Source organism: Plantactinospora solaniradicis (assembly GCF_042658085.1).
Classification (GTDB): Bacteria; Actinomycetota; Actinomycetes; order Mycobacteriales; family Micromonosporaceae; genus Plantactinospora; species Plantactinospora solaniradicis.
On the sequence record NZ_JBHSPR010000053.1, the window covers coordinates 198,887 to 216,818 of the forward strand.

At 63.2% G+C, this 17,932-nt stretch carries 17 protein-coding genes and 3 pseudogenes; 9 read left to right on the top strand and 11 right to left on the bottom strand.

Annotated elements, in window-relative coordinates:
* Positions 1-564: 564 nt before the first annotated feature.
* From ACFP2T_RS37440 to ACFP2T_RS37455, 4 genes and pseudogenes are all read right to left on the bottom strand, one after another.
* Positions 565-990 (bottom strand): annotated as a pseudogene (locus ACFP2T_RS37440) (hypothetical protein); the annotation flags it as partial.
* The gene (gene holA / locus ACFP2T_RS37445; protein ID WP_377430559.1) at positions 987-1,961 is read right to left on the bottom strand and encodes a DNA polymerase III subunit delta; all 975 of its coding nucleotides are present in this window, start codon (positions 1,959-1,961) and stop codon (positions 987-989) included. The pseudogene ACFP2T_RS37440 and the gene holA, both read right to left, overlap by 4 nt.
* 274 nt (positions 1,962-2,235) lie before the next feature.
* A pseudogene (locus ACFP2T_RS37450) lies at positions 2,236-2,616 on the bottom strand (ComEC/Rec2 family competence protein); the annotation flags it as partial.
* 59 nt (positions 2,617-2,675) lie between these two features.
* Positions 2,676-3,086, bottom strand: a complete 411-nt coding sequence (locus ACFP2T_RS37455; protein WP_377430562.1) for a hypothetical protein — start codon at positions 3,084-3,086, stop codon at positions 2,676-2,678.
* Between the two features lie 172 nt (positions 3,087-3,258).
* Here ACFP2T_RS37455 and ACFP2T_RS37460 point away from each other — a divergent pair, with 172 nt between their 5' ends.
* The 3 genes and pseudogenes from ACFP2T_RS37460 to ACFP2T_RS37470 form a co-directional block, all read left to right on the top strand.
* A complete protein-coding gene (locus ACFP2T_RS37460; protein ID WP_377430565.1) occupies positions 3,259-3,723 on the top strand; it encodes a hypothetical protein in 465 nt (154 codons plus the stop codon).
* Between the two features lie 113 nt (positions 3,724-3,836).
* A complete protein-coding gene (locus ACFP2T_RS37465) occupies positions 3,837-4,682 on the top strand; it encodes a hypothetical protein (RefSeq protein ID WP_377430568.1) in 846 nt (281 codons plus the stop codon).
* A gap of 235 nt (positions 4,683-4,917) precedes the next feature.
* Positions 4,918-5,268 (top strand): annotated as a pseudogene (locus ACFP2T_RS37470) (transposase); the annotation flags it as partial.
* 414 nt (positions 5,269-5,682) lie between these two features.
* Here ACFP2T_RS37470 and ACFP2T_RS37475 read toward each other — a convergent pair.
* The 7 genes from ACFP2T_RS37475 to ACFP2T_RS37505 form a co-directional block, all read right to left on the bottom strand.
* Positions 5,683-6,333 (bottom strand): IS66 family transposase, encoded by a 651-nt coding sequence (locus ACFP2T_RS37475; RefSeq protein WP_377430570.1) that lies wholly within the window; start codon positions 6,331-6,333, stop codon positions 5,683-5,685.
* Positions 6,334-6,403: 70 nt separating this feature from the next.
* The gene (locus tag ACFP2T_RS37480; protein WP_377430572.1) at positions 6,404-6,967 is read right to left on the bottom strand and encodes a DUF6444 domain-containing protein; all 564 of its coding nucleotides are present in this window, start codon (positions 6,965-6,967) and stop codon (positions 6,404-6,406) included.
* A 282-nt stretch (positions 6,968-7,249) separates the two neighbouring features.
* A complete protein-coding gene (locus tag ACFP2T_RS37485; protein ID WP_377430574.1) occupies positions 7,250-7,792 on the bottom strand; it encodes a histidine phosphatase family protein in 543 nt (180 codons plus the stop codon).
* 21 nt (positions 7,793-7,813) lie between these two features.
* Positions 7,814-8,617: a PEP/pyruvate-binding domain-containing protein gene (locus ACFP2T_RS37490; protein WP_377430577.1), complete on the bottom strand. Its 804-nt coding sequence runs from the start codon at positions 8,615-8,617 to the stop codon at positions 7,814-7,816.
* A 5-nt stretch (positions 8,618-8,622) separates the two neighbouring features.
* Positions 8,623-10,182 (bottom strand): PEP-utilizing enzyme, encoded by a 1,560-nt coding sequence (locus ACFP2T_RS37495; protein ID WP_377430581.1) that lies wholly within the window; start codon positions 10,180-10,182, stop codon positions 8,623-8,625.
* An 87-nt stretch (positions 10,183-10,269) separates the two neighbouring features.
* On the bottom strand, positions 10,270-10,695 hold the full coding sequence (locus ACFP2T_RS37500) for an HIT family protein (RefSeq protein WP_377430583.1): 426 nt from the start codon (positions 10,693-10,695) through the stop codon (positions 10,270-10,272).
* Positions 10,696-10,773: 78 nt separating this feature from the next.
* The gene (locus tag ACFP2T_RS37505; RefSeq protein WP_377430586.1) at positions 10,774-11,430 is read right to left on the bottom strand and encodes a Cap15 family cyclic dinucleotide receptor domain-containing protein; all 657 of its coding nucleotides are present in this window, start codon (positions 11,428-11,430) and stop codon (positions 10,774-10,776) included.
* Positions 11,431-12,178: 748 nt separating this feature from the next.
* Between ACFP2T_RS37505 and ACFP2T_RS37510 the strand changes: the two genes are divergently transcribed.
* From ACFP2T_RS37510 to ACFP2T_RS37535, 6 genes are all read left to right on the top strand, one after another.
* Positions 12,179-12,430: a YbaB/EbfC family nucleoid-associated protein gene (locus tag ACFP2T_RS37510; RefSeq protein WP_377430588.1), complete on the top strand. Its 252-nt coding sequence runs from the start codon at positions 12,179-12,181 to the stop codon at positions 12,428-12,430.
* Between the two features lie 26 nt (positions 12,431-12,456).
* Positions 12,457-13,014: a hypothetical protein gene (locus ACFP2T_RS37515; RefSeq protein ID WP_377430590.1), complete on the top strand. Its 558-nt coding sequence runs from the start codon at positions 12,457-12,459 to the stop codon at positions 13,012-13,014.
* 4 nt (positions 13,015-13,018) lie between these two features.
* The gene (locus tag ACFP2T_RS37520) at positions 13,019-13,276 is read left to right on the top strand and encodes a hypothetical protein (protein ID WP_377430593.1); all 258 of its coding nucleotides are present in this window, start codon (positions 13,019-13,021) and stop codon (positions 13,274-13,276) included.
* Positions 13,273-14,553, top strand: a complete 1,281-nt coding sequence (locus ACFP2T_RS37525) for a hypothetical protein (RefSeq protein WP_377430595.1) — start codon at positions 13,273-13,275, stop codon at positions 14,551-14,553. Before ACFP2T_RS37520 ends, ACFP2T_RS37525 begins: the two co-directional genes overlap by 4 nt.
* Before the next feature lie 515 nt (positions 14,554-15,068).
* Positions 15,069-15,794: a hypothetical protein gene (locus ACFP2T_RS37530; RefSeq protein WP_377430598.1), complete on the top strand. Its 726-nt coding sequence runs from the start codon at positions 15,069-15,071 to the stop codon at positions 15,792-15,794.
* A gap of 1,199 nt (positions 15,795-16,993) precedes the next feature.
* Positions 16,994-17,932, top strand: a complete 939-nt coding sequence (locus ACFP2T_RS37535) for a hypothetical protein (RefSeq protein ID WP_377430601.1) — start codon at positions 16,994-16,996, stop codon at positions 17,930-17,932.

Below are 17,932 nucleotides of genomic sequence, written 5' to 3' on the forward strand. Positions count from 1 at the left end.
CAGGCGCTCGCTCGGCCCCCGGTTCAACGGCTTGCCGCCTCCGGTTCCGGGTGGGGACTCGATCTGCTGCTGGCCCTGTGGGTGCTGGCTCTGTGCCGCTCCGGCCTGGGCCCGGCCAGCCCCCTTCTTCCGACTGGCCGTAGCGTCACCGGCGTTCACCCGGTCGGCCGCACCGGCGTTGGCGCGCTCGCCGGCATTCGACCGCTCGGCCACGCCGGTACTCGACCGCTCGCCGGCATTCGACCGCTCGGCCACGCCGGTACTCGACCGCTCGCCGGCATTCGACCGCTCGGCCGCTCGCCCCGGGATCGGGGTCGGGCTGGGACGGGGCGGGACACCGGGCGATCCGGCGTTCCTGCCGGGCTGCCTGGACGGGTCCGAGGTCCGGACCCGGTCCGCGTCCTGGCGGCGGGAGCGGTTGGGGATGTCCACGGTCGGCCGGGGCCGAAGATCCTTATCCGGCCGGTACCCCCATCGGCCGTGACGTCCCAGCCGCGCCCAGACCGCCGCGCTCATGCCCAGCGGGCGAGCCGCCGGATCGGGCCGGTTCGGGGATGGACGATCCGGATCGGGCGTACCGGACGACGGGCCTGCGCCGTCGCCCCCGTCGGAGCCGACAGCGGTCAGCGGAACGCCCTGACCCGGCTCGGTCACCATCTGCCGCGGTACGCGGGCCCGTCCCACCGCCGGCTGGATCTCCCGGCGAAAGCGCTCGCGTTCCTGTGCGGGCACCCGCGCCGCCGACCGCACCACCGCGGCGGCGACCACGTCGTTGACCTTCACCATGACAGCGACGGTTGCCGGCAGGACGAGTACCCCCCACCAGCTCACCAGCTCTGCCAGGGCGAGCAGCAGACCGAGCGAAACCGTGCCCTCGAAGAAGACGAAACACAGCGTTCCGCCCGGATCGACGTGTCGGAGTCGCAGCACCCTGGCGTACAACGGGCGTAACCGCTCCTCCTCGACGGACATGGCGGCTGCCGACGTCATCGCGAAACGCTCGCCTTGCGGGCGGCCACGACCGCGACGACGGCACGTTCCAACGCGTATCCCCGGTCGTCGGCGCCGCCCTTGACGGCGGCGTTGCACTCGGCGGCGGCGTACATCGCGTCGGCGAGCCCTTCCGGGGACCAGCCCCGGCCGACCCGCTGCGCCTTTTCGATCTTCCACGCGGGCATGCCGAGGCTGCTCGCCAACTGGTACGCGCTGCCCCGGCCCGCCGAGCTGACCCGGGCCACCGTCCGCACCCCGTCGGCGATCGCGTCGGCGACCGGGACCGGATCCACGCCCACGTGCAGCGCCCAGCGCAGCGCCTCCAGGGCCCCGGGCAGGTCACCGGCCATCGCCGCGTCGGCGACCGTGAACCCGCTCACCTCCGCACGTCCCCGGTAGTACCGGGCCACCGTGTCGGCACCAATCCGCCCGTCGGTGTCGGCGAGGAGTTGCGAGCAGGCGGAGGCGAGCTCGCGCAGATCGTTCCCGACCGCTGCGAGCAACGCCTCGGCCGCGTCCTCGGTGCACCGTCCACCGCCACGCCGGAACTCGTCTCGGACGAACGAGACCCGGTCGCGGTGCCCCTTCAGCTTCGTCGCCGGTACGACCTCCGCGCCCGCCGCCCGCAGTCCGTCGGCGAACGCCTTGCCCTTCGCCCCACCGGCGTGCGCCACCACCAGGTGCACCTCCGGGTCGGGATTCTTCGCGTACGACAGCAGGGCGGCGACCAGGTCCTTGCGGGCGTCCTGTCCGGCCCGGACGATCAGCACCCGCCGACCGCCGAACAGGGACGGGCCGAGCAGTTCGGCGATCTCCCCCGGATTCAACGCCCCCGCTTCGTGATCATGCACGTCGACGCCCGGATCGACGGCCTTGGCCGCGTCGACCGCACCGGCGATCGCCCGGGTGGCAAGCAGTTCCTCGTCGCCGAGGACGAGTAGGACGGAAGCGAGGCTGACGGGGGTCACTAGGTCATCGTCGCATGCGGCGAGTGCCCATCGGGCCTGGTCACCCCGCTCGCTGCGGCTGACCCTGCACTAAGCGCAAATCCAGACATTTACCTTAACCCCGACATTCTTCGTTGCCGCCGCACTTGATCCGGCCCGCACCCGCACCCACCGGACCACCGTCTACCGGGGACGCGCGGCGCGCTGGAGACGCCCATCATCGGCCCCGATTTCGGCCCGGCGTTCGCGACCGGAAGCCTCATTTCCGACGGGGGTCGGCGTCGGTGACGGTCGTTCACCGCCTCGACGAGGTACCCGGTTCCAGCCCCCGCACCGCAACCCCGAGTCGGCCACCGCCGACCCTGACCACCGCCACATCCCCGTCGGTGTCGGTCCGCAACACTCGGACACCGGACCGGACCAGCCGGGCGAGCACCCCGGGATTGGGATGCCCGTATCCGTTGTCGACCCCCACCGGCACCAGTGCCACCGCCGGCCGCACCGCGTCGAGAAACGCCGGCTCCTGGTACGCGGATCCGTGGTGGGCGAGTTTCACCACCTCGGCCCGGAACGCGCTGACCGGAAACCGGTCGAGCAACGCCCGCTGTTCCTCGGTCTCCGCGTCCCCGGTCAGCACAATGCTCGTGCCACGCACCTCGGCGCGCAGCACCACGGAGCAATACCACGCCGAAGGTATGAACAAGAGCGGCACCGGCTCGACCTGCTCATGCGCGTCTACTCCTGGTCGACCCGCCGCACATGTCCATCACCGAGCGCTGTCACAAACGCCTCGGCCAGCGATGTCCAGAGGCCAGCCGGGATGCCGTGGCCCTCCGCGATGAGGTCGGTGACGTCGTCGGGCTTCCAGCCGTCCTGGCTGATGTACGGCACCCACCACGCACCCCGGTTCTCCCAGGCGGCGTTGTGGGATCGACGCTCCGAACTCATGTCGAGGATGCGCCGGATGTCGTTGCGCACCAGTGTGGCCTTGATACCCCGGAACATTGTTCCCGCCGGCGGGAACGCGGGCCAGGTACGGGCGAACGACGAATTGAGCCTCTGGAAGTCGGTGGTGACTGCCGAGACGCCGAGGCTCAAGCAGCCGGCGGCCAGACCTTCGCCAACAAGGGTCTCCTGCACGGTCACGCTCAGTCCAGCCACCAGCCCACCCTAGCCGTCCCGCAAGCCTGGTCAGCTCACCGCTCCGCCTTCGGTCGTGACACCGACGGCGGCCAGTTTCGGGAGCAGACGGTACGGCGTGAGGGGAAGGACTTCGAGAAGCCGGTACGACAACCAACTTAAACAGGAACCATGCACTATGGAACAGACCCACCGACCGAGAGGAGCCGGGAGCAAGATCACTACCCGCGGGACATCCCAGACCGCCCCCTGCGCCGAAAGCCCCACAGACACGCCCCAAACCTTCGCCGATGCGGAGGCACGAGGTGCGTACGCACTCCTTCGAGAACTTCACGACCACGCCAGCCGCTACCGCTCTGGCGAGCGAGACCGCCTCCACGATCTGGCCGAACTGGCCCTCTCCTCCGCCGTCGTCGCCTGGTGGTCGCGCTGGCAGCCCCTGATGATGCACCGCGCCCTGGCAGCCGGCGCCTCCATTGCCGAGGTTGCCGCTGCGGCCGGCACTGACGAGCGCGAGGTCTACGACCGCTGGTCTGCGTGGGCGGATCGGCAAGAGCAGCTTGTCATCGGGGGCCGAGTCGCCATCGATCCGGCCGAAGGTGCTGCGATCCGTGCACGCATCCGCCCCCAGCCACCGCGCTGAGCAGACGAACCACATCGAACGGCGGTTCTCTGGCCCCCACCGCAGTGCGGCTATCCCCCGACAATGGCGCCACCCGCACGGAATTACATAGCAACTCTAAACAGGAACAGTCCATGGAGCACAACGAAAACGCGAAGGAGGTCATACAACCCGCAGCAACGGTCCACGGCTACCAGGCGCACGAGGCCATCAACCCGTTCGCACGCCTGGCACATGACACCAACGGCCAGCTCAGGCCCCGCTTTAGGCTCGTGTCCCGTGCCGCCGGCAAACTGGCCTGCGGTGACTTCGTCATCGAGCCAGCATTAGGCCCAGTCCACGTCGTCGCGACCGAACCAATGTCCACCGGCCCGAAGGCGGCAGGTGCCGACGTACAAGTGCGATGGAGGGATATCGACGGTCCCTGTACGGCGATTGGCCGCTACCCCGCCAGCCTCATGTTCGCTACCTCTCATCCGGCGGCGGCCGACATCTGCCTCATAGAGCGGGGCATCGCCCAAGCACGACACAAAGGAGGGAGCATCAAGGCACCCATCGCCCGCCTTATCGCTGCTCATTTGCAATGGGACCCGCAGACCGCGCTCTACCGATTCGCAGTCGACGGATCGCTTAATGATCGGTTACTTGACGAACTTGACCAAGTGAAGCACCGCCAGCTACCGCAGTTGCGCGCCTGGGTCGACGCGCTTGCCTGCTACCACCTCGGACGGGATGACCACGGACCCCTCCCGGGTTGGAAACCGGAGCTTGCGCGCGCTCGGCCGCTTGCTCTTAAGGTGTCCAGCCGTCGGTCAGCCGAATTGCCCCCACCGCTGAGGAGCGACCTCGTGTCGTCCGAAGTTGCGCTTCAGCTCGTGGATGCCGCCTTCGCACTCGGCGCAGCCGCGCGGTACAAGGACCACTTCTCGTCCGCCTACCTAACGCGGATCCTAGAACGCTGGAGCAGCAGACGGTTGTGACAGTCTCCGTACGTCATCGACCGAAGCCACTCATTGGCGTTTCCCTCTCTGCACACGTCAACGCTCGGTTGTCTAGCCGTTACAGCAGGGTAACCTCCATCGAGGATGTTAACGACTTTCGTACCCCAAAGCCTCGGGAGGCTCTCGTGCTTGCTACTCGACGTCGCCGCATCCAGCTGCTCCTCACCACTATCGCCACCGCGGCCGTCAAGGCGAACGCTCAAGCTTCACCGCAGCCGACTACATCGCCCTGCTCGACGCCGCGCACCACACACTGGGCGCACCGATCGTGCTGTGCTGGGACAACCTCAACACCCACGTCAGCAAGACCATGCGTGCGCTCATCGACACCCGGGACTGGCTTACCGTCATCCGCCTACCGGCCTACGCCCCTGACCTCAACCCCACCGAAGGCGTGTGGTCCCACTTCAAACGCCGGATCGCCAACCTCACCGCACACGGCGTCGACCACCTCGCCCGGACCGTCAACAGACGCCTGCGCCAGATCCAGAACCGGCCCGACTTCGCCGCCGGGTTCCTCGCCCAAACCGGCATGACCCTCGAACCCGAACCACCCCGAACCTAACCTTTCAAGATCTGAAGCAGTGGCGGCTGATTCGTCTCGTCAGCCAGATCACCGAAGCCGTCACTGGGCATGCACCATGGGCGCAGGTTGGTGCACCTCGTTGGTTCCGCGACGAGACAGTTCGCACACTTCACCAACTCGCCGAGCCGCTGCCGTAGGCAACGCAGCGACCTCTCGTGCCTGGCATCGGTTCGACGAAGACCCGGGGCCGGTAGAAGACGTCCTGGACCCCGTCGTGCACCATTGCAGAGCAGGCTCCAGCCCTGTTCACGGAAGCAACCGTGAGGCCGCCCGCGTGATCGCCTGGTGCCGCCCGGTACACCGGGAACCCGCTGCCCGGGTTGGCCCGACTGGCCCGGTTGCAATGCTCGACGACCAGGGGTCTCAAGCACCTGGTCAGATGTAGGTACGTATTCAGCTTGAGACAGCCGGTTGGGGCAACCACGGCCCGGTGGTGAATAGCTGCTTGAGCACGTCGAGGGCGTCCTGTCCGTGTTTGGCGGCGGTAGACAGGTAGGAACGCAGGGTGGCGAAGTCGGCCAGTCCTTGCAGGGTGCGCCAGGTCGCGGAGATCTTCTGCTGGAGCTTGACCGGGCGTAGATCGCGTTCTGCCTGGTTGTTCGTGAACGGCACGGCCAGATCGACGGTGAACCGCAGGATCGTGTCGCGGTGGGTGGCGAAACGTTCGACCAGCGTGCCGGCGCGGGACAGCTTGCCGTCGCGGTCAGGCGGGTTCTGCTGGCGGCCGTAGGCGACCGCCCCGGCATAGCAGGCCCGGATGTGGCTGACCTCGTCGGTGGTGAGCGCGTCGCGGCCGGCGGCGACGGCCTGTTCGGTCATCTTCTTGGCCATCAGCAGGGTGCCGGCCATCACCTCGGCCCATTCCTGGCCGGCTGGATCCTGCTCGTGCACGCCGCGCAGGTCGCGGATCAGGTGCGCCCCGCACCAGGCGTGCTCGGCGTCGGTCAGATGCCGGTAGGCGGCGTAGCCGTCACGCACCAGGGCGCCGGTGAACCCGGGCAGCACCCCACCGGCGTCGATATCGGCCGCCGACCGGCCCTCCACCCGACGTGCTCCTCAGTGACCACCTGGTGCACGAACCCGGTCGACACACCCACCCCGAGCAGACCACCAATCAGCGCGGCGACCCGCCCGTACGGCAGGAACTGCGCCGCCCGGGCATACACGGCGGCAGCCCTGACGCCTGTGCCGTACTGCACCCGGCCAGACACCCGTGCGGCACCGCCGGCTCGCTGACCTGCCCACACCCGGCACACCGCACCGCAACGAGCCGGTGTTCGGTGACCTGCGGCCGGCGTTCGGGCAGCTCCACCACCTGCCGGCGCTGCCGCCCGTACTCGCGGCCATCGGCCAGTCCTGCCCCACAGGCCGGGTTGACGCACCGCTGCGGCCGATGCTCCACCACCTGATCCGGGTCGGCCACCAACTCCAACGTCGATCCCAGCGCACCCGGCTGCTTACCTCGCCGTCTACCGCTGCCCTTGCTCTCGCCCGGCTGCGGACGTGGCCCCGCCAGCCCATTAGACGACGGCGGTTTGGACGAGTTCGACGAGTTCAACCCCAGCCGGCGCCGCAGTTCCACGTTCTCGGCTTCCAGTCGATCCACCCGTTCCCGCAGCTCAACCAGCATCGCCAACAGCTCCTCATACGAGGGCGGGACACGCGGCACGGACGACACACCATGATCATGCCAGCCGATCAACCAGAGTGGACTACCGGCCGCCGGCTCATCTCAAGCTGAATACGTACAGATGTAGTGCTGTCGTCCGTGGCGGCGAGATCCTTCAATACCGCAAACAACGGATTTCGTCGCCAACACTATAAGACGCATCCGGCCGATCCGTCCGAGCGCCACCCTTTGTCTATCCGCCTTGCCGGTTGATGGCGCAGAGACCAACCCTGAGGAAATTGACGTGGTCGCTGTGGCAATGATCCCAAGAGCACTGTCTTCATGGGTGACTCACGCCAGAGAGTACTCCCAACCTGGCTGCCAATCGCCTGACCTACGCCAGTCCTCATCGATAGCTTGCTCCCAACTTTTGCCCTGGAGCAAGACCTCCAAGGCAAGCTGAGGCCCCTGGTGTCCAACCATTCCAATCCTACCGGTCCTCCATTTTCGAATAAGGTCTTCAAGGAAGCGCGCAACTCGATCCTCGACGCTTTTGTAGCTCTCTCCCCCGGGAAAAGGTCTACTAATAGAATCAACCATGACACTCTGAATCAGGCGGACGGGTGACCCCGTCATTTGACCATAGTCACATTCCCTGAGCCGCCCGTCAGGGAATATGTCATATCGGTCGCCGAAGACGAGCGTGGCAGACTTCAGAGCCCGTCTCAGATCAGAACTGTAAATCGCACTGAATGTTGAGCCTGATACGACCCTACTTAAAGCACAGGACTCGCTCAATCCTTTCGCAGACAACTCGCCATGACGCCAGCCGGTTGCAACGCCATTCTCATTATCCACTGTCGTGCCGTGAACGAAATAGACCAGGGCGATCACCGCAGAACCCTCCAGCCATCACTAGCGAATGAAAACATCGCGCGTGATGGGCCTGGACTGAACAACCCAGACCGAGCGTCCATCGTAGACCCACTCGATATCCTGCGGCCCTCCCATCTGGAATTCAATTCGAATAGCCAGGGCGAACAGGTCAGAAGTAAGCGTTCCCATCGAAGAATCGCAAGTATGCGACGATCCGACAGAACGGCCGTTTGCGCGATTAATGACACAACGCCCTGGAACCTCCATCCCCGAGACAACTGTTGACAACTTTCCTATGTTGTACTCTATTAACACCACATTGCCAATACTCGAGCGCACGTCCGTAAAAATCACACCATTGGCTTTAACGTCTACCATTGATTGCACAACTGCACCCATCAAACGACCAATTTGCCTAGATCCTACAGCTCTCCGATAAAGCTCGGCCGAATCTGAGGTTGCGCTTCCGACGCACACATCAAGGGCCCTCGCTAATGAGTGGCGGTCCGGCGGAACGCCGGGTACGGAGCGGAAAATGCCCGCATAGCTAGATCTCACGCCGTCCTCCTCAGGGCTGGAGCTTCGAACAATCAGGCAATCCGCACCGGACTTTAGCGATTCAAAGAAACTGCTAGCGCAGATTTCTGCAAGCACGGCCTCACGCGTGCTCGCCTCCGCAGTAGCACCAAATCCCCTTGCCCCTGCCACAGACAAAGCTATACCCGACGGAACCGGATACCCAGAAGTAGCTAGCACCGAGAGGTTTGATGCCTTTGCTCCGTACTGGTGCGATTCTAGATGTGACGCGAGATCGGCGACGTAGGACTGCGATTCGGATGCCATTTCGCCTATCCTACAATGCTCACGGTTCCGCGACCCCCGTCTACTTCCAGTATCATACCCGGCCGAACGCGATCCGTGACTCCTCGGACGCCCACGACAGCTGGGATGCCAAGCTCGCGGCAAATCGTCGCAGCATGAGAAGTAACGCCTCCTCGGGCTGTTACAATCGCACTCGCAGACAGCATTACATCGAGCATGTCGAGCTCCGTTGCTTCGCTGACGAGAACAAAGCTTTCTGCGTCGAACCTGTTTCCAGGGCTAACGCTGCCTCGGTCCGCAAGCACACACCTAGCTCGCACGATTCCCGGGTAGACCGGCTCACCTTGTAAGTCTGTTCCTCCCGGCCCGTCCTCCACCTGGGCCGCATGCTCAGTCCAACGGCCAAGAGCTTCCGGCTGTGTTTCTATGCGCCATCCTGTGATATCCCACGCAACGACGCAGCCTCTAGACCGTTCAACCAACTCGTTTAACAGGCTGCGAGAGGGGCAAGCCAGGAGCCCGATCAGCTCCTCGGGCAGCGCGAATCGAAGAGCACGCTCCCTAATGCCCATAAATTCCGCAGCGAATCTTAAGAAATCGTCCAGCGCAGGAAACAGCCGAAGCTGCGCCATGCGCCTACGCAACTTAAGATCAGAGATCCGTCGATACATGTTGAATAGCATCACGTGGGGAGGATCTGGTTCAAAGTTTGGGAGTTTACTTCCTTCCCGAAGCTGTGCCGGAAGTCCGACTGTCAAATCACCAAGCCGTCTGGCACGGACTACCTCTTGCACAAACCGCTGCAGGAACTCATCAAATGTCGGCAGGGTTCGCCTTGTGTACCCGTGGTACGAAAGATAGCTGATCTCCTCCGATAGGATCTTTATGCGCGAGAGCGAGTCAGGGTCCATGAACTGGTGGGCGAGGCCAGGGCTGCGGGAAATTTCCTCAATATCTTCGTTGCTTAGATCTGATTCTGATACCGACCGGACCAGAAGATCGTAATCTTTGCGACGCAAAAGACGGCGCACGGACATCGCAGGTTGCCGAGGAAGAACATGGTTAAGAAAAACCTGGGTTACCACTTCCGAGTTCGGATCCTCACTGACACGTCGGCCAACATACTCACGTAGGTAGTTCGTCATCCACGGCTTCCCACGATCAAGAACTTCGGGCACTCGCGCAAGCGCGTAAAGTCTCCGTAGCCTCTTGTCATTCTCCCGGTAGAAGTCAACTCCATCAGATCTGGAGTTGAATCCGCCGTGTGAGACGGACGAAAACTTGCGCCCGAATCTCTCAAGACCTTTTATCCTGTCCTGTAGTTCGAATAGTCTTGCGCCAAGGTCAGAGGAGTCCGTCAGAACTAGTTCTATCTCACGTCGGGCAATGATCTCAGCCTCCGTCACCCGCACAAAATAATGCTCTGTCGTTGATTTATAGACGGAAACGAGTGATTCGTACCTAGTACGATCCTTCCCGAAATTCCCAGTCGCGGCCCTCAGGAAGTACGAGGAGTAATGCAAGTCCTCATCAATGTTGGTTGAGCCCAGTATCCAATCCGTCCCGACTTCTGGAACAAGAGTCACTCTCACCCTCCCCAATCAAACTAGTGAGTGCCGTACATGCACCTCGCAGACGACGAACTGCAATGATGGTTGACTGATTGACTGACCCTACGCTCGTGGCGACGCCTCATCTCGTCTTTCCTCTTGGCTCTGGCGACGATTACCCTCACGAACCCAGTAACGTATACCAAGCCCGCTTTTAACCTCATCGTCGAACCTCGGGATCAAATGGAGGTGTGCCTGCTGTACAGTTTGACCGGCAACGAATCCGACGTTCCAGCCAATGGTGTACCCGTCTGGCTGAAACTCTTCAGCCAGGCTATCTTTTGCCCTCCGCAATAAATCTAGTGTATCTAGCCATTCATCCCGAGTGAGCTCGAAGACGGTTTTTGCGTGGCGCTTCGGCACGATTATTCCGGAGCCGGGGATGGGCTCACCGACTAACCTTCGACTGTAGATGTTGAGATCCGTTTCTATAAAAAAGGTGCCGGCCCTCAAAGCATCTAGGTCAAACTTCTCTCTGATCTCACCCATTCTTCACCTCATTTCTCAAACACTTGGCACACATATCAGTTAGTAATTTACCATTATTCTAGCCGATTAACAATCGCCCTATCCAGAGCTAGCCGTTTCTTTTCCCTTTTGCCCTGGAGTCGAATCTTGAAAATGTCCCAGATGCCTTCTTTGCTGTAACGTCAGACGAATTTCACCATAGGTCTTCCGTTGATGCGGGTTATTGAAATACGTCCCCGTTATCCGTGTTTCTGATCGATCAACCACCAGATCCATCACGCCGTTGTGGGCATGCAACGTTGCGTATTGTGTGGTGATCGGCTGGTTGAAGTAGATGCTGTAGAGACGAACGGGGCCCCCGTTGCCAGGGCGCACGAATCCCGATATCAGACTATGTGTTACGGCATTCTCATCGTAGTACCAGACGTCTACAGACGAGAGCGTCTGCCAAATCTCCAGTACTACCGGATGTTCTACCTTATGGTCGGTATACGTGGATCTCACGTAGCCAATCCAACGTCCCGATATAAAGGGTACCTCTATACCAAATACGGCTCGGCTGGGTTTGAATCTCCAGAGGTATCGGTCAAAGGAAAGGACTCCGAGGAAGGCGGGGCCAATTGAGAAACTTGCCGAGGTTAGAGCGCGAACCCCGGAGAAGGGCGTGCCGAACCCATGTGTTAGTTGATAATGAACGCCGGCAGCTAGGGCGTAAGTGACGAAGTAAGCTGCGTAGATGTTCCGCTTGGGAACCAAAGCTCAACCCCTAAATTTGTCAAGTCAAGGTTGTGCAGAGACTTCATACTCGCGCCAACCAGTAACGGTGTAGCTCTCTACCTCGTTGCACCAGAAGTAGTGGTGCCGAGTATGACGGCATGCTCGTGAAGCCAATGCCGTGAGCACCCCAACTGTCCATGATCCGACATAGCCTTCTCTGCGACATTCGCCGATCGCGACAATCTGACCGTGTCGAAGCATTGACCAAGGTCATGTCGCACCTATGGGCAGGAGCGTTGCCAGCCCGGCAGTCGGTGTTGTCCTTGCCCGCCCGTGGCCGTTACACAGTTCCGCTCTGGCGAGGTGTGTGCCCGCGGCAGCCAGCACATCGCCTCGATCCTGCCGTCATCGGGCTGCGGCAGCGGCACCGAGGCGACCACGGTACGTAACCGCTCGACCAACCGCCAATGTGCCGTACACACGCGCTGTACCGACAACGGTCGCCCCAGCCGCGCCTACACAGGCCTTGAAGATCAAGCTAAAGCCTTCTATGTGACATCCCGCCGTTGTCACAGGCCGTGCAGTCTGGGTTTGGACTAGGCAGGTTTCCTATAGGCCTGGTTCAGATTCGTCCGCTGTCGTAGCGGGCGGGGGTCGCGCGGCTGTGTCATCGATGTCTATCCTCAAACCAGTGCTCAGCGTCACGACATCGGTGGGGAGAGTAGTCAGGCTGCCGGGTAGTGAAAGTTGAGACGGCTGGGAGCTCGTTGACAGGGGGCGAACACACGTGGGGTCCATTGCCGACACCTACGACGCGATGCGCGCGGTCGGGCGGTCGCCGGATCGGTCGGTGACATTGACGTTGAGCGGGCGGGGTCAACTGGAGGTCGAGCTTGATCCTGAGGTGCGGTTTACGCACACGGAGGCCGAGCTTGCCCGCCAGATCGCTGGCGCAGCAAGGATCGCGATCGCGGCGTTCCAACAAACGCAGGCACGCGCCATCGCACAGGCCGTCGACGAAGCGCAAGCGGCATGGTGACAACCGCGTGCAGCAGGCTGCCAGGCGTGCTACTCGCGGTGGGGCTCGCGGTCGCCTCGCTCCTCGCCTGCTCGCCCCGGCCGGACAGGCCGAAGCCGATCACACACGACAAGTCGCTGCCGACCTGTGACGCCTTGGCGCCGGTGCTGACGTCACTCGGTATGAGTCGGCCCGAGGTCCAGCCACCGTCGCGGAGCAATCTCGCGCCGACCGAGATCAACTGTCCATTCGCGCTGCCTGAGCCGATCACCGCGCCGGGTATCGCCTCCGCCACGGTAATCGCGGTTCGACCCGACACGGACCCGTACGAAGGCGTGCCGCTGCAGAAGTGGGGGGAGACCTTTGTCTCCAGCTACGAATGCGAGGGCCTGAAGCGGCCCGCACCCTCGGTGCCGCAGGGCACGTTCTGCTACGAGCCGAACAGCGTGCACAGCGGGTCAGCGACCCTGGTGGGCTTCCCACAAAACTCGTACATCCGCGTACGGGTGCAGTGGTGGGACCCCGACGCTACTGACGTCGGCCTACGCACCACCGCCGAGCAGAAGACCGACGACCTGGCCCAGCGACTGATCGCGATGCTGTGAGGACATGACCATGCGAAGCCAGTACGAACATTTCCGGGCCGAGCTGGACGCCCACCCGGTGCGCGGCCGCTCTCCACGAGGGTATGTCGAGGTGCAGCGCGACGACAGGGGCGAGATCAACGTCCTGATCGAACGGGGCGCCTTCGGTCAACTCACCCACAAGGAACTCACCAACGAGGTGCACGGCGCCCTGACCGCCGCGCTGCACGACTACTCACGGACTTCCGAGCGGCTTTTCCAGCGGTGGGGTGGCAACCTGTGAACGGGACACTCTCCGTTGAAACCGCCGCCCTGGTCCGGCACGCCAGTGGCCGCTACAGCGATGCCATGGCCTGCGACGCCATCGGCCACTACGTCCGGCACGTCGGTGCTGTCCCCGACAACGCCTGGGGCCCGATGGACTGGGTACAGAAGTGGAGGACGGAGTGGGCTGGGGCCTGCGACGAGCGGGTCAAGGAAGCGGGCCTCGCCAGTGAACGCTTCGGTGACGTCGGCGAAACTCTGTATCAGGTGGCCGCGAACTACGCCGACACCGACATCAAGGTCGCCTCGGACTTCTCCACTCTGCAAGGCACCCCACTCATGCCTTTCATCGACGGCGTGAAACAGCCACCCGGCCGTGTTGCCCGGCCAGGGGGCCACCTTGACGCCCCGGCCCGCTACACCGGCGGCACTTACGCGCTGAACATTCCCGACGGCGTGCCCGACGCCCACGACCTGAACTTGCTGTGGAAGGACGGCTCGATCGTCAGTGAAGCTGCGTTACCCCAGGGCGCTGACCTCTCGAAGACCCCACAGGGTCTGCTGCAGGCCGAGTTTCTGACCGAGGGCCACCGCATGCTCAAGAGGTTCATCAGCCAGTGGGGCAACGAGCTGGCTACCGCCGAGGCGATCGTCCGGCAATGGGGGCTTGCCCCTGCCGAATCGAGCCTCGAGCTCATCGACCAGGCCAACTCCACCTGGCCCGGAGTCATCCGTAACCGCGCCAATTTGCTCAAACACGGCGCCAACGCTTACCAGGCCCTTCGTGACAACCTGAGCAGCCAGATCAAGGACCTGCAGCAGTACTGGTCATCGCCTGGCGCCGCCGGCTCGTACGTCGTCTACGCCGGGAGTCTGGGCAACTACTACGGGTCTGTTTCGGACAATCTGCGCTGGCTCGGCGACGAAGGCGTGAAAGCAGCCGTAACCCTTGACCGTCTACAGTTGGCATTCGCGAACCTCGGCTTTGAGCACATAAAGATCATCTCGGCGCAACTTCAGGCATACAACGAGGTGGCGGGAAGCCTCAGCAAGTCCGTCGACAAGCCGCTGGAGGCCTTGGCCAACGCAGTCACCGCGTTAACCAAATCCCTCATCACAAGCTGGGAGTCGGCGGCCCAGAAGGCTCAGACCACCTTGTCTGTCACCGAGATAGTGATCGACCGAGCGCCACAGTTCAGCGATAACAACCACGCCCTCAAGCAACCCCCAGCGAGCCCGTCGAATGAGTGGCGCGGTAACGGCTGGAGACCCGGCAGCCGCGTCCCGACAGCTTGAATCGCAGGGACCCAGCTTCATCAGTAAGCCCTCCTCGGCCGCGAGGTCGGCTTCGAACTCGCAGGCGAACCGGATGATCAGGTCGTCCACCACCCGAGTCCGGGTGGCGTCGGCGAGCACCGACTACCCGCACCACCTCGGGTCTGCTCGTTCGTAAGGCAGCCACGACCAGTAAGGCTTCGTCGCGCATCCGCGTCAACGGACAAGTCGCGGACACTGGTCCATCTCTGCCCAAGACCGGAGGTCCGCCTTCAGTGCGACCTTTATGCCGGTCGACGGCTCTCCGTGGTTTGAGGCTGCAGTCGTGTCGCCGGCCGAATCACGGTCGGGACGGGCGCGCGTCGTGTTGACCTGGGGCCGATGGCGGAGGTCCGACGCGATGGACGTGAACCTCCGAGCCGAGCGTGACGCGTCCCGAAGTCGCCAGACCAGGGCTCTAACCCTGCGCCAGGCCCGACCCACTCTCCCCCGAGGAGGGACCGGGCAGCCGGCGGGGCACATGAAACTCATTCGGCGTGGCACTCTACGTAGAGGTACCCATCACTGTCAGCCAGATGGAGGCTTGGTTGTCAACGGACGAACCTCCGCGGTCCACCGGAAACAACACTGTTCGGCGGCGCTGGAGCGAGTTTGCCGAGGCGGTGGAGCAGCTCGGTCGCCACCTGTGGGACGAGGCGACAGATCGAAGCCGGCCCAACTGGCCGCCAGGGTGGCTGGCCTTCGTGATCGGTGGGATTGTCCTGCTCCTCGTCGGGTACGTCGTGATCCCACTTTTGGCCGCTTCGGTGGGCGCGATCGCCGGCTGGACCGACGACGGCATCGACTGGATGGCTGCCGAGGGCTTCATCGCCGTTGTGGCGGACCCTGTTCGGGCCTACATCAACGAACGGTCCCTCACCCTGCCCATCAACGCCGACGTGCTGTGGCTGGCGTGGCTCGTCTCCGGCGCCGCTCTACTGATTCTGGCATTTGCCGGCACGATCGGCGCCCGCATCGGATGGGTGGTCTTCGGCCTCGGAACAGCAGGCATGGTCTGGTCGGAGACAGCGAGGCCCGGCGAGTGGCTGGCAGTTGGTGTTACCACGATGTGGTGGTCAGCGCTCGGCACTCTTGCTTACCGTCGCCGGCCTCGCCATCCATCCGTGGTTGTCGTTCCACAAGGGTCCGCACCGCCGGCCGTCGACGGCGATACTCAGGACGCGACCGAGGACAGGGCGACGACCGACCGCGTCCCATCGTGACCCACAGGTGGTCGCCAACGTCCCTTGCTCTTGTAACGCGTTCGCCGAGCCTCAGCGACTCCACAAAACAACAGGACCCTTGTGGTCTGCATGATCAACGACTCTTCCACCGAAGATCACCGACCCAGGTTCCGGCGGGGCCACTTAACAACCCTCCTGGGAGCGCTTCCAATCGTTCAACACCTCCTCATTTCTGGCCAAACCGAATTGCGTAAGAGTCTTTACCATTCCTTACGCCTGCACGGAACCGCTCCGTTTCAATACCAAGTACGCACGATTGCGCATACGAGAGAAGTCCGAAGCCCGACCAAAGAATCGAGCGCGCCTACGGCGGAGTAGGGCGTATCCTGGCTGATCGATGAGAAGTTATGACGGAAGGCGGAAGCGGGGGTCCCCCGTTCCAGCGAGGGACCCCCTCCTTACTTCCGATACCGCTGAACCCTTCCGAGGCCGTATCGGAGTTCAGTGATCACGCAATTACTCAACGTGTCCCCAGACACTGAACGCGCGACAGGCCTCTAGGTAACGGGCGTTTTGGTTAGGACGCAACCCCTAGAAGCCGCTTCGATCTGCGACGGGACGGTGACCGCGACGTTTGCGCTGCTCAATGGCCGTGAACAATCCGACCCTGGTCTGCCAAGATTTTGTTCACAATGTCGCCCTGACAAGCTCCCCAAGATCATGCTTTTGATCGTGAACAAAAAAGCGTTGGCCGAGGGGGGTCACATACAGAGGTAACCGCACTGATGAAGTGCGATGATTCACCCGGCACGTGGGTCGACCTCCTGGTGAGTTCCAGCGAACCAGAACAGAGCTCGACCACCTGCCCCCATGACCGCTGAACCCGCGGACGGGCCCCCCGAATCTTCCGGGAGCGGGGGGCCCTGCACCAACGCACGAGGCCAGAAGGACGACAGCATGAACCCCGACCGTCGAAAAGCTGCCGGTCCAAGGCAGGGAGACGGACCTCCCCCAAAATCCCGGGCTGCTCAAGCCCGGATGACCATCCACAGCCTCACGCCCGTTGGCAGGGCGGACCTGGAAGGGGCAACGCCGAGGCTCTACGCCACGCCAGGCATGCGCTCCGACGGGCGGCTCTGCTCCCTCTCGCTACGCAAAGCCACCAGCGCTACACCACCATGGCTCGTACCGGCTGGCACGCCCTCGGGCAGCAGTCCGGACGTGTGTGGGGGCCAGTGATGGGACGCATCAAGAAACCGATCATCGCCGAAGGCCCCACAGCGACGCTAGCCCTGGAGCTTCGGACACTGCGTCGTAACGCCGGAGATCCGGCATACCGGCTCATGGGAAAGCGGGGCAACTTCAGCCACACCGGTCTGTCCCAGGCAGATCGTGGGGACAAGCTGCCGACCTGGGAATGCATGCGAGCCTACGTGCTGGCGTGCGGCACGACGGACGAAGAGCTCGCACACTGGCGAACTCGCTGGGAGTCAACCAAACGAGCGGTCGAGCTGCGGAAGTTGACGACCTCTCCCCCACCGCTGCCTGTGTCCGACATTGCGGCTGCCGTCGACGCACAAACGCCACAAGGACCACGGCTTCCCGACCTCGAACTCGCCGGTCTCGCCACAATGGAGGAGCTCGTCGACGCGCTCGACACGATAGCGACACGGCAACAACTCGACACGGCGACGCTCATCGAGCGGATGAACATGCCGCGACCGAAGTACCAGCCAGTGCCGGCAAGCGACGGCACGCTGCCTCCGAGCCAAGTGCGATGCCTGCTCAGGCAGCCGAACCGCCCGACGCTACGGGAGGTCGAACGCCTTGTGGCTGCTTGTGGGGGAAGTGCGGCTGACCTGGTGGAGTGGTGTCGCCATTGGCGCCGGCTGAACGATGCAGAGATCCAGGCGAGATACCAGCTTATGTTGATCATGGAGGGGTGCGACAAGGAGCCAAACCGAGAGCCGCGCCAGGCGGTCCAACCAGAAGAGGAAGCAGCAGCTGACGACGGAGTTGCAGCAGCGCCCGAAAGCCCGGAATCCGAAGACACCGGATCCTACTGGTCAAGGCATCGCGGCTTCCTGGTCATCTCCGCCGGCGCCGTACTCACGGTGGCCTTGCTCCTCCTCGTCGTCCGAGTGGTGGAGGCCAGCCTGCGCGGGCTTTCGCTCTGA

What these genes read in the sequence shown, in the direction of transcription:
- ACFP2T_RS37460 (WP_377430565.1), top strand. Translation starts at nt 3,259, where the DNA reads ATGGAACAGACCCACCGACCGAGAGGAGCCGGGAGCAAGATCACTACC.
- ACFP2T_RS37465 (WP_377430568.1), top strand. Translation starts at nt 3,837, where the DNA reads ATGGAGCACAACGAAAACGCGAAGGAGGTCATACAACCCGCAGCAACG.
- ACFP2T_RS37490 (WP_377430577.1), bottom strand. Translation starts at nt 8,617, where the DNA reads ATGGCATCCGAATCGCAGTCCTACGTCGCCGATCTCGCGTCACATCTA.
- ACFP2T_RS37500 (WP_377430583.1), bottom strand. Translation starts at nt 10,695, where the DNA reads ATGGGTGAGATCAGAGAGAAGTTTGACCTAGATGCTTTGAGGGCCGGC.
- ACFP2T_RS37520 (WP_377430593.1), top strand. Translation starts at nt 13,019, where the DNA reads ATGACCATGCGAAGCCAGTACGAACATTTCCGGGCCGAGCTGGACGCC.
- ACFP2T_RS37535 (WP_377430601.1), top strand. Translation starts at nt 16,994, where the DNA reads ATGGGACGCATCAAGAAACCGATCATCGCCGAAGGCCCCACAGCGACG.